This is a genomic window from Centipeda sp. (in: firmicutes) (assembly GCF_057271695.1).
Genome location: NZ_DBHIVL010000075.1, coordinates 1 through 10,210, shown reverse-complemented (window position 1 = coordinate 10,210; position 10,210 = coordinate 1). Strand labels below are relative to the sequence as shown.

Here is a 10,210-nt window from a genome sequence, read left to right as displayed (position 1 = left end):
GTGAGCGCAGAAGTCCGCAAAGAAGTGAGCGCAGAAGTCCGCAAAGAAGTGAGCGCAGAAGTCCGCAAAGAAGTGAGCGAAAAGGAGCGTGTCTTTTCCATCAAAAAGATCATGGAAAAGTTTCGTGTATCGGCAGAGAGTGCGATGGATACGCTTGCTATTCCCGAATCTGAGTGGGCACGCTACAAGGCAATGCTGTGAATGGGAACGGATGCAGAATCTCCTGCGTCCGTTTTATCTTGCACCAAAACAAATTGACAACGCACAAATATTTTCATACAATGTAATAAAGGAATCGCTGATAAAATGAAGTCCGTCGGATTGGTATAGATTTTTTGTCCTGTCAAGGAGACAAACCGGACGCATAGCCAAAGCTATGTGGAGGATTTGTCGACACAGACAGGGCGAAAAAGATGTGCTAAGACGGCGGTGCTGAATTTATCAGTGCTTCCTAAAATAGAAAGGCGGTGAAAACATGGCACAGGCAAGTGTGAGCATCCGTATGGATGCAGACCTCAAGCGGCAGTTCGACGAATTCTGCTCCGAAATCGGGATGACGATGACGACAGCGTTCTGCGTCTTCGCAAAGACAGCAGTGCGCGAGCAGAGAATCCCGTTCGAGATCTCGGCGGAGCGCAGCGATGATCCTTTTTATTCGCCAAGCAATATCCGTTACTTGGAAGAATTGAAGCGTGATATTGAGATGGGGAAGGCGCATTTTGCCGAACATGATTTGATTGAGGTGGATTGATGGGGTTGCTTTGGGAAGATCGTGCGTGGGAAGAGTATCTGTACTGGCAGACGCAGGATCGAAAGACACTGAAACGGCTCAATGCCATCATCCGCGATATTCAGAGAAGCCCTCTCGATGGGGTTGGCAAGGCAGAGCCGCTTCGAGGGAATCTCAGTGGATGGTGGAGCAGACGCGTTGATGAGACGAATCGTATTGTCTATTACGAGAAGGATGGAACGATTCATATTGCTTCCTGCCGTGGACATTACGAGAGCTGACAGCCCTTACTTATCCCCACATGAACAAAGATAAGCCGAGAATTATAACCTGCTATAAAGTTTTTTGACGATTGGGTATTGCAATTTCCACAGCGACGTGCTATGATAAAACCGTTCCAAGGGATGAGAACCCATCGCGAAAAGGAAACATGGATACTTTTGCGAGGTCTCTCCATTGGAAATCAGACACTATCTGTTTTACAGAAGGAGGAGTTTCTTATGAAGAAGACTCTCGTATCCGCACTCGCAACGGCTCTCGTTGTCGGTGCAGCCTCGACGACGTTCGCAGCTGCGAACCCGTTCTCCGATGTGCCCCGTGACCACTGGGCATACGATGCTGTGACCCAGCTCGCCGCTGACGGCGTTGTTGAGGGCTACGGCGACGGCACCTATCGCGGCGACCGCAACATCACGCGTTATGAGATGGCGCAGATGGTTGCAAAGGCGATGGCAAAGGAGAACATGCCCGTCTCGGATCGCGCACTTGTTGACCGTCTCGCTGCTGAGTTCGCTGACGAGCTCAACAACCTCGGCGTTCGCGTCTCGAACCTCGAGAAGCATGCCGACATGGTGAAGTGGAACGGTAAGCTCGAGTACACCTACACGAGCGAGCGTCCTGAAGGCACTCGCGAGAACAAAAACGAGTATGTTTTCCGCCTCGAGCCGACGGCTGAGGTCAACGACCATTGGACGGTGCATGCACGTCTCGATGCCGAAGGCAACAGCATGAAGGACGATACGAATTCGACGGTCGGCCTTAAGCGTGCATGGGCACAGGGCGACTACGACAAGTTCCAGGTGAAGCTCGGCAAGATGGAGCTCCTCTCCTCTGAGGCATATGCGGCTCCGGGCGCAATCGTTCTCGATGCTGACTTCTCGGGCGCGGAGGTCACGTTCGGCAAGGATCTGCAGGCTACACTGCAGGCTGGTCGCTTCAATCTTGACGGAACCTATAACAGCAAGGTTTTCGATCTCGATGCGGAGCTTCAGAAAGACGGCGATAGCTATGATCGTGGAAAGACGGCGAACTATCAGCATATCGGCCTCCAGTACAACAAGAACAACTTCGTTGCGGGCCTCGGCTACTATCGTCTCGGCTCGGAAGCGTTCAAGGACATCACGAAGAATGGCAAGGAGAAGATGAATATCTGGGCTGCCAACCTCGGATATCACTTCGACAAGAACAGCTTCCTCTCCGGTGCATACGCAAACAACAGCTCCATCGATAGCAGCGATGGCGGCAGCAAGTGGAAGAAGTCCTATCAGGTCAGCTTCGACTACAAGGGCGCAGAGTCTGAGGACAAGGGCTCGTGGGGTGCATACGTTGCCTACCGTCACCTCGGATTGGCATCGGTCTATGCAACACAGGATGGTGCACTCTTCGGTTCGAAGGGTGTCGAGATCGGCACGAACTACACGCTCTGGAAGAATGTCATTCTTTCCGCAAAGTACTTCAAGGGCAAGACGCTCGAAAAGAACGACGAGGGCAAGGATCGCGTTTCCAAGCTCTTCGGCCGCGTTGAGTTCCTGTTCTAATCCACACACGGCACAATTTGCAGCATACGCTGCATAACGAATCCCCCTCCATTCGGAGGGGGATTTTACTATGCTCGAATCGGAATGCACAATTTACTTCAGATATTTCACCATCTGAATGAGATATTTGCCGGAGAATGCGTCCTTTTCGTCTCCGTCCAACTCTCGCGTACCGAATGATGAGAATCCGTTTTCTTCGTAGAAGCGTATGAGAGAGGGCACGTCTTCGCACTCTAGGTAGACAAGCCGACCTCCCGTGATGCGTTGTGCCTCCCGCACAGTATCACAGGCAATCTTTAGAAGTTCCTCTCCTCGGATCAGCACGTCGTATCCATGGGTATAGTTCTTTCCGAGCTGTCCAATCAGGATGGAGGAAACAAGATGGCATTTCATTCCTTCGTCGTAACGCGCAAACTTACGGATGCGTTTTCCCAATGTCTTGCTTGTGTTCTTTAGATTGATATGGAAGAATTTAGGGGCAAGAGCAAAATATCCGACCAACACCGGATGGTTCTGATAGGAAGCAAATATCAGGTAGGTGGCGGAATATCCCTGTCGCGTAAATTCGATGGCCTTTGTATGGAGGAAATCCTCTACGTCCTTGTTATATGGACATGAAAAATCCGAAAGGATACGATGCAGCTGCTCTGCATCCTCCGTTCCGGACAGTAGTTCAGATAGATTTACTTTTTGATAGCCCACCATAGCGTGATACCTTTATCGCTCATAATCTCTTAAAAAAGATTTGATTCGATCTGCATGAATCTCCACTACGGGGCGCTGCAGGAGGACTTCCTTTTCGGGCTGTTCGATGGAGCGTTCCAAGGCGTTCACAAAATCGTGGACACGCCGCCTTCCTCGGATGTTGACGTTCTTCAGAATGCTTTTCGTCGCCATGGTAAATCCCTCCTCCATATGCTCATTATAGTTCCTTTTGTATCGAAAATCAAGAAAAAGCTCCCCCTCATATGCCGTGAGGAGGAGAGCTTTTCCATATTCACGCGTAAATATCGATGCTGTTGCCGAGACTCGGGTCGATGCTTGCCGTGGTTTCCTCGATGAGGTCGAGGGCATCCTTGCCGGAGTCCATTGCCATCTTTGCGACGGCAATGCCGAGGCTCTGCTGTGCCTGTGCCTGGTGCATACCGACTGACATCTGTGCGATATCCATTGTGAGATCCATTTTATTCTCCCCCTATACATAGATGCTGAAGAGGTTCAGCATATTTGAGTAGCGTGACATGGTGGGCAGGGATCTGCCGTTGAGCATGTTCGCAGCGTAGTTCAGCTGGCTGCCGATTGCCTGCTCCATGGATGGGATGACGCGGCTGCGCGACATCTGCGCGTACTGTGCGTGGCGGTCGGCGCGTCCTGCGAGGCCTCCCTTGCCGAGGATTGCCTCGGACTGTGCGGGCGAGTCGGTGAGGGCACGGGCGAGGCGGCTCTCGTTCACGCTCATCTTGCCTGTCTTGGCATCGACGGTGATGCCCATCTTGGCGTAGGAGTCCGCCTTGTACGTGGTGTCGGAGAACTCGGTGACGAGCTGACGGACCCCCTTGCCGAGGCTCTTGTTGTCCTGCAGGAAGTCGCTGGTCTCGTTGTACTCGCTGACGAGATCCTTGACGTTGTCGATGGCGGCCTTGAGCTTGTCGCTGTAGGTCTTGGAGCCGTCGGCGTTGGTCTTGATGTCGGCACTGCTCAGCTGGAAGTCCGTATTGCTAAGCTTGCCGGCGGACTTTCTGAGATCCTTCATGTTGCTGTCGTACTCGGCGTAGAACTTCGAGCTAGTTTCAGCGTAGGACTTGCGGAGGTTTCGCGCCTGGTTGGCAATCTCCATGATGGAGCTGAGTTCCTGTGCGCTCGACTCTCTGCTGCGATACTGCGCGGAGTAGAGGCTGGATCCTCTCTGCCGACGTGTCTTCTGATCGCCAAAGAGTGCTGCGGTTGCGTCCGTACGCGAGTTGTTGGCGTAGAGCGAGCTATAGATGCTGCGTGCTGCGCCGGTCATCTGCGATATGGTTGCCATATATGGTCCCCCTTCCATGGTGATGGCATGGGTATAATTTCCTATGTATATTATATCGTTTTTTGTGGAAATGTCATTAGTTTTGGGAGAAAAATTTATTGCGGAGCGTTTGATTTGTGATACAATATAAAAACTGTTGTCTGAGCGGCAACTCCTAACGTGAACGCCTCGTTACGCAAGTGATCGTGTGCTTATCTGCCTAAATACCTGCGGACTTCTTAAACGCGCTGCGCTTGAACGAAAGAAGTCCGCAGGGGGCAGAACGCCCCCTTTACTCACTTGCTTCACTAGGGTTCACTTATAGGGGCACGCCGCTCTATCAAACGCTCCGTATGAATTTAGGTGGGGAGGAGGGCATAAGTTGAAGGCTGCATTTATGACGCTCGGCTGCAAGGTAAATCAGTTCGAGACGGAGACGATGGAGGGGCTGTTTCGTGCACGCGGCTACGATGTGGTGCCGTTCGAGGAGCGGGCGGATGTCTATGTCATCAATACGTGCTCGGTGACGCATCTGAGCGATCGCAAGTCACGGCAGCTGATCCGCCGTGCGGTGCGGACGAACCCCGCCGCCTGTGTTGCGGTGACGGGCTGCTATGCGCAGGTCGCGCCCGAGGAGATCCGTGCACTCGATGGGGTGCGCGTGGTGATCGGGACGAAGGAGCGCGCACGCATTGTGGACTATGTGGAGGCATCGCTCCGCGCGGATACGGGCGTGGCGGGGACGATTACAGACATCATGCAGGCGCGTGTCTTTGAGGATATCCCGCTGCACGCGCTGCCGCACCGCACACGCGCATTTCTCAAGATCGAGGACGGCTGTCAAAACTTCTGCACGTTCTGCATCATCCCATACGCACGTGGTCCTGTGAAGTCGCGCGAACTCTCTGCGGTGGCACGTGAGATGCACCTCCTCGTCGATGCAGGGTTTCATGAGGTGGTGCTGACGGGGATTCACCTCGGGGCGTACGGGATTGATCTTGCGGAGCGTCCGACGCTCGCGGATGCGTGCCGCACGGCACTCGCGGAGGAGGGGCTGCGGCGGCTGCGGCTCGGCTCTCTGGAGTCGGTGGAGCTGTCGGCGGATCTCCTCGAACTGATGCGGACGGAGCCGCGCTTTGCTGCACATCTGCATCTGCCGCTGCAGGCGGGGAGTGATGCTGTGCTGCGTGCGATGAACCGTCACTATACGACGGCGCAGTTCGCACAGCTTGTCATGGAGGTGCGTGCGGCAGTGCCGGGAGTGGCGATCTCGACGGATATCATTGTGGGTTTCCCGGGGGAGACGGAGGCGGACTTTGCGGCGGGGATGGACTTTGTGCGGCGGATGGGCTTTGCCCGTATGCACGTCTTTCCATACTCAGCGCGGCGGGGAACCCCTGCGGCGCGGCGCACGGATCAGGTGCCGCCGATGGTCCGCAAGGAGCGTGCCGCGCGGATGCAGGCCCTTGCGGAGGAACTGGCAGAGGGATATCATCGCTCCATGCTCGGCTCGGTGGCAGAGGTGCTGTTTGAGACACAGGAGGACGGCGTGACGGACGGGCTGACAGAGACGTATGTGCGCGTCTATACGGATGCGCCCGTCACGCGCGGTGAGATTGCGCCCGTGCGGCTGACGCATCTCTATCGTGATGGGATTTGGGGGGAGCTGGTGGAGTAGTGCAGGCGATGGGGGGCTTTTTCAAAAAAGCCCTTGACACACTCCGCCCAATCTGGTACTATAATCAAGTCGCAAGACACGTGACTCAGTAGCTCAGCTGGATTAGAGTATTTGACTACGAATCAAAGGGTCGGGGGTTCGAATCCCTCCTGGGTCACCATTTTGGATATAGAACGTCGACTGTGGTCGGCGTTTTTTGTTGTTCTCAATTACAAGACTGAGAATGAAAATATGAACGCCGTTCATTTTTCTCTTTTCAAAAAGATGTTTTTTCGCTATAATGGATCTGTATGATGAAAGAAAGGGTGAAGTTCTTTTGGAGGAGAAGATGGGCCGCCGGGAGCGCAAGAAGCTGCAATCCCGCAAGACGATTCTCGAAGCAGCGATCAGTGAGTTCTCGAAGAAGGGCTACAAGGAGACCTCTGTTGCAGATATTATGAGCACGGCGGATCTCGGGATCGGGACGTTCTACAATTATTTCAACTCGAAAGAAGATTTGCTGTTCTCTCTGCTCGGGCGTCTGAGCGAGACGATTCGTATGGCACTCGCGGAGGCGCGTGCGGCGGAGCGTACGTCGCTGGAGCTGTTGGAGCTGGGGGCGCGCGTGACGGCGAAGTTCCTCGATGAGAACCGCTTTGTCATGCCGCTCTTCCTTTCGGCGTCACACCATGGCGCACACGGGATGTCGGGTGAGATGCCGCCGCACGTGGGCAAGCCGCCGAGCAGCCGCATGACGCCGCAGATCAAGCAGGTGTTCACGGAGATCATCCGCGAGGGACAGGCGGCGGGGGAGATCCGCAGCGATGTGCCTGTGGATCTGATTGCGGAGATGTTCCACTCGCTCTATCAGGCGGCGGCGTTCAGCTATCTTGATCTGTCGTATCAGGAGAATATCGCGCTCAAGACGCGTCTCCTGCTCGATGGAATTCGAAAGCGGAACGAGGAGCACGTTCCCAGCTAGTTTTGTGTATTGTGTATTAGGAGATCTTGATGATCAGTGTAACGAAGCTTCTTTTTATGGATGAATACTATGGCGATGCGCTGCGCTATGGGCATAACGCGCACAGCATGAAGAGCGGCGCGGCGGAGGGGATGGGCCCCGTGGTGGTCTGGAACTCGACGCGCACGTGCAATCTGCGCTGCCGTCACTGCTATATGGAGTCGGACGGGCAGAAATATGACGGCGAGCTGACGACGGAGGAGGCAAAGCGGTTCATTGACGGGCTTGCCGAGTTCCGTGTGCCCGTGCTGCTCTTCTCGGGCGGCGAGCCGCTGATCCGTCCCGATTTCTTTGAGTTGGCGGAGTATGCGCGGGATCAAGGTGTGCGTCCGACGCTCTCGACGAACGGGACGCTTATCACGCGTGACGTGGCGCAGCGGATCAAGGATCTCGGTGTCGGCTACGTTGGCATCTCGCTCGACGGGCTCGCGGAGGTGAACGATATGTTCCGTGGGGTCGAGGGCGCGTATCAGCGTGCGATGGAGGGCATCGAGAACTGCGTCGCCGTGGGGCAGCGCGTGGGGCTGCGGTTTACGATCAACCATCACAATATCATGGAGCTCGATAAGATTTTCGACTTTATCGAGGAGAAGGGCATCAACCGCGTCTGCTTCTACCACCTCGTCTACTCGGGGCGCGGCGGACAGATGATGGATGAGGATGTGACGGCAGAGGAGTCGCGGCGTGCGATGGATACGATCATCGCGCGGACGAAGGATTTTGAGGCACGCGGTCTGAAAAAGGAAATCCTGACGGTGGACAACCACTGCGACGGGGTCTATATGTATCTGAAGGCACTCGCGGAGGGGAACGATGCAGGGGCGGAGCAGATCAAAAAGCTGATTGGCGCGAATGGCGGCAACCGTTCGGGCATTGCGTTCGGCGAGGTCGATCATCTGGGCTATGTGCATCCCGATCAGTTCACGCAGCACCATACGTTCGGCAATGTGCGTGAGCGCAAGTTTGGCGAGATCTGGCAGGATATGACGCATCCGATCCTCGCGGGGCTGAAGGACAGGAAGCCGCTGCTCAAGGGACGCTGTGCGAAATGTCAGTATCTCAGCTGGTGCAACGGGAATTTCCGCACGCGTGCCGAGGCGCGGACGGGGGACTTCTGGGCGTCCGATCCGTCCTGCTATCTGACGGATGAGGAAATCGGTCTGACGAGGGCTGCGCTGTGAGCGCCCCGATGGAGGCGGCGCATGCCGCACAGGGGACGATGGGGGCGCATCCGCACGCGGCGGGACATCCTGCGGGTGCGGGACATCCCCACGCGCATATGGGCGGTCACCCCGGCGGACATCCGCACGGCATGGGACATCCCGGAGGACACCCTGCGGGGATGCCGAAGGGGCATCCTAAGGGCGTTGCGGGCGGCGGGGTAAAGATCATCTCGTGGAACACGACGAATGCCTGCAATATGTACTGTGCCCACTGCTACCGCGACGCGGGCTGCCGCGCAGACGAGGAGCTCTCGACGGAGGAAGGCAAGAAGCTCCTGCGCGAGATTGCAAAGGCGGGCTTCCGCATCATGATTTTCTCGGGCGGGGAGCCGCTGACGCGCCCCGATATCCTCGAACTCGTTTCCTATGCGCGTGGGCTTGGGCTCATCCCCGTATTCGGCACGAACGGGACGCTCATTGATCTACCGATGGCAAAGGCTCTCAAGGAAGCGGGTGCGTGCGGGATGGGCATCTCGCTCGACTCGCTCGACAAGAATAAGCACGATACGTTCCGCTCGTTCCCCGGCGGTTGGGACGGCGCGGTACGCGGGATGATGAACTGCCGCGAGGCAGGGCTGCCGTTCCAGATCCATACGACGGTGATGGACTGGAACGCACACGAGCTTGAGGCGATGACGGACTTTGCCGTGGAGATCGGGGCGAAGGCACATCATTTCTTTTTCCTCGTGCCGACGGGACGCGCAGAGACGATTGAGGAGGAATCGCTGCGTGCAGAGGCATATGAGGATGTCCTCTCGCGCATCATGCGGAAGCAGGAGACGGTGGACATCGAGCTGAAGCCGACGTGTGCGCCGCAGTTCCTGCGCATTGCCGATCAGCTCGGTGTGGATACGCGCTTCTCGCGCGGCTGTTTGGCGGGGTTGACGTACTGCATCATCAGTCCGCGTGGCAAGGTGCAGCCGTGTGCGTACCTCAACCGTGAGCTGGGGGATGTGCGCGAAACGCCGTTCGATGAGATCTGGGCGAAAAACGAGGTGTTCAAGGAGCTGCGTACGCTCGACTACGGCGGCGGCTGCGGCTCGTGCAACTATAAGAAGGCGTGCGGCGGCTGCCGTGCGCGTGCGGCGTACTACCATGACGGTGACTTCATGGCAGAGGAACCGTGGTGTCTGTACCACGGGCGGCGCGGAGAAGCGTAAGAGAATAGACGAAAGGGGCTGTTGCACGAAGTTTTCTAGCTTCGTGCAACAGCCCCTTTTCTTGTCATACGTATCTGTACTATATGTATCATCAATATCGTTACAAGTGCCCCTTCCACCGCTTACGCGGTCCCCCTCCCCCGTGTCGTACGGGGGAGGCTAGGATTATGGCATCTTAGCTTCCCCCGCCAGAGCGGGGGAAGTGGCGAGCGTAGCGAGCCGATAGGGGCGTTCATGCAACAGCCCCTTTCGTGTTGCTATTGAGATAAATATGTGTATAATAGAGGAAGAGAACCAAAGACAAGCAATGGCGGCTACATTCTTCACCTTCCCGATCCTGTAAGTGGGAGGTGGTGCATATGGACAGCTACGAGTGCATACTGATTCTGGTATTCGCTACGGGTTACATCCTCGCAGTATCAAAGAAATAACCGCCCTGCCTTCGAAACCGGAGCGGTTAAATCGTTTCCTGTGAAGAGGTAGCCGTCTTGTCACGGTTCTCTTTTTTGTGTCTTTATTATATCAGATACGAGGCTGCGATGCAAGGAATCGCTGATAAAATGAAGTCCGTCAGATTGGCGTAGATTTTTTCGTCCG

Annotated in this window: 12 protein-coding genes, 1 tRNA gene and 1 pseudogene; 10 read left to right on the top strand and 4 right to left on the bottom strand. The window is 55.6% G+C overall.

Features of this window, described 5'->3' with window-relative positions:
- The 5 genes and pseudogenes from ACO6BQ_RS10395 to ACO6BQ_RS10375 all read left to right on the top strand — a co-directional run.
- A pseudogene (locus tag ACO6BQ_RS10395) lies at nucleotides 1-201 on the top strand (hypothetical protein); the annotation flags it as partial.
- 129 nt (nucleotides 202-330) lie between these two features.
- Complete coding sequence (locus tag ACO6BQ_RS10390; RefSeq protein ID WP_489120809.1) at nucleotides 331-471, top strand: secretion protein HlyD; 141 nt, start codon at nucleotides 331-333, stop codon at nucleotides 469-471.
- A 4-nt stretch (nucleotides 472-475) separates the two neighbouring features.
- Nucleotides 476-751 (top strand): type II toxin-antitoxin system RelB/DinJ family antitoxin, encoded by a 276-nt coding sequence (locus tag ACO6BQ_RS10385; protein ID WP_489120805.1) that lies wholly within the window; start codon nucleotides 476-478, stop codon nucleotides 749-751.
- Nucleotides 751-1,011 (top strand): Txe/YoeB family addiction module toxin, encoded by a 261-nt coding sequence (locus ACO6BQ_RS10380; RefSeq protein ID WP_489120804.1) that lies wholly within the window; start codon nucleotides 751-753, stop codon nucleotides 1,009-1,011. The genes ACO6BQ_RS10385 and ACO6BQ_RS10380 overlap by 1 nt, the downstream gene beginning before the upstream one ends.
- 219 nt (nucleotides 1,012-1,230) lie before the next feature.
- Nucleotides 1,231-2,547 (top strand): S-layer homology domain-containing protein, encoded by a 1,317-nt coding sequence (locus ACO6BQ_RS10375; protein ID WP_489120803.1) that lies wholly within the window; start codon nucleotides 1,231-1,233, stop codon nucleotides 2,545-2,547.
- 93 nt (nucleotides 2,548-2,640) lie between these two features.
- Here the strand turns inward: ACO6BQ_RS10375 and ACO6BQ_RS10370 are convergent, their stop codons facing one another.
- The 4 genes from ACO6BQ_RS10370 to ACO6BQ_RS10355 form a co-directional block, all read right to left on the bottom strand.
- Complete coding sequence (locus ACO6BQ_RS10370) at nucleotides 2,641-2,982, bottom strand: hypothetical protein (RefSeq protein WP_489120802.1); 342 nt, start codon at nucleotides 2,980-2,982, stop codon at nucleotides 2,641-2,643.
- A gap of 282 nt (nucleotides 2,983-3,264) precedes the next feature.
- Nucleotides 3,265-3,444, bottom strand: coding sequence for a hypothetical protein (locus ACO6BQ_RS10365; protein WP_066845856.1), 180 nt, complete (start codon nucleotides 3,442-3,444; stop codon nucleotides 3,265-3,267).
- A 100-nt stretch (nucleotides 3,445-3,544) separates the two neighbouring features.
- Entirely contained in the window at nucleotides 3,545-3,730 is a 186-nt protein-coding gene (locus ACO6BQ_RS10360) for a YjfB family protein (protein WP_315452002.1), read from the bottom strand.
- 12 nt (nucleotides 3,731-3,742) lie between these two features.
- Nucleotides 3,743-4,573, bottom strand: coding sequence for a hypothetical protein (locus ACO6BQ_RS10355; RefSeq protein ID WP_489120801.1), 831 nt, complete (start codon nucleotides 4,571-4,573; stop codon nucleotides 3,743-3,745).
- Nucleotides 4,574-4,949: 376 nt separating this feature from the next.
- On the opposite strand from ACO6BQ_RS10355, the gene mtaB reads away from it, so the two are divergent.
- The 5 genes from mtaB to nirJ2 all read left to right on the top strand — a co-directional run bounded on the left by mtaB (nucleotide 4,950) and on the right by nirJ2 (nucleotide 9,613).
- On the top strand, nucleotides 4,950-6,230 hold the full coding sequence (gene mtaB, locus ACO6BQ_RS10350) for a tRNA (N(6)-L-threonylcarbamoyladenosine(37)-C(2))-methylthiotransferase MtaB (RefSeq protein ID WP_489120808.1): 1,281 nt from the start codon (nucleotides 4,950-4,952) through the stop codon (nucleotides 6,228-6,230).
- Nucleotides 6,231-6,312: 82 nt separating this feature from the next.
- Nucleotides 6,313-6,390 (top strand) — tRNA-Arg (locus ACO6BQ_RS10345).
- A gap of 168 nt (nucleotides 6,391-6,558) precedes the next feature.
- Complete coding sequence (locus tag ACO6BQ_RS10340) at nucleotides 6,559-7,191, top strand: TetR/AcrR family transcriptional regulator (protein WP_489120800.1); 633 nt, start codon at nucleotides 6,559-6,561, stop codon at nucleotides 7,189-7,191.
- A 29-nt stretch (nucleotides 7,192-7,220) separates the two neighbouring features.
- Entirely contained in the window at nucleotides 7,221-8,411 is a 1,191-nt protein-coding gene (gene nirJ1 / locus ACO6BQ_RS10335; protein ID WP_489120799.1) for a putative heme d1 biosynthesis radical SAM protein NirJ1, read from the top strand.
- Nucleotides 8,412-8,419: 8 nt separating this feature from the next.
- Complete coding sequence (gene nirJ2 / locus ACO6BQ_RS10330) at nucleotides 8,420-9,613, top strand: putative heme d1 biosynthesis radical SAM protein NirJ2 (protein WP_489120807.1); 1,194 nt, start codon at nucleotides 8,420-8,422, stop codon at nucleotides 9,611-9,613.
- The last annotated feature ends 597 nt before the right edge of the window (nucleotides 9,614-10,210 follow it).

Bases quoted from the DNA above. Each gene is read 5' to 3' on its own strand.
- nirJ1 (WP_489120799.1), top strand. From the start codon at position 7,221: ATGATCAGTGTAACGAAGCTTCTTTTTATGGATGAATACTATGGCGAT.
- mtaB (WP_489120808.1), top strand. From the start codon at position 4,950: ATGACGCTCGGCTGCAAGGTAAATCAGTTCGAGACGGAGACGATGGAG.
- ACO6BQ_RS10385 (WP_489120805.1), top strand. From the start codon at position 476: ATGGCACAGGCAAGTGTGAGCATCCGTATGGATGCAGACCTCAAGCGG.
- ACO6BQ_RS10365 (WP_066845856.1), bottom strand. From the start codon at position 3,444: ATGGCGACGAAAAGCATTCTGAAGAACGTCAACATCCGAGGAAGGCGG.
- ACO6BQ_RS10360 (WP_315452002.1), bottom strand. From the start codon at position 3,730: ATGGATCTCACAATGGATATCGCACAGATGTCAGTCGGTATGCACCAG.
- ACO6BQ_RS10340 (WP_489120800.1), top strand. From the start codon at position 6,559: ATGGGCCGCCGGGAGCGCAAGAAGCTGCAATCCCGCAAGACGATTCTC.
- ACO6BQ_RS10380 (WP_489120804.1), top strand. From the start codon at position 751: ATGGGGTTGCTTTGGGAAGATCGTGCGTGGGAAGAGTATCTGTACTGG.
- ACO6BQ_RS10375 (WP_489120803.1), top strand. From the start codon at position 1,231: ATGAAGAAGACTCTCGTATCCGCACTCGCAACGGCTCTCGTTGTCGGT.
- ACO6BQ_RS10355 (WP_489120801.1), bottom strand. From the start codon at position 4,573: ATGGCAACCATATCGCAGATGACCGGCGCAGCACGCAGCATCTATAGC.
- nirJ2 (WP_489120807.1), top strand. From the start codon at position 8,420: ATGGAGGCGGCGCATGCCGCACAGGGGACGATGGGGGCGCATCCGCAC.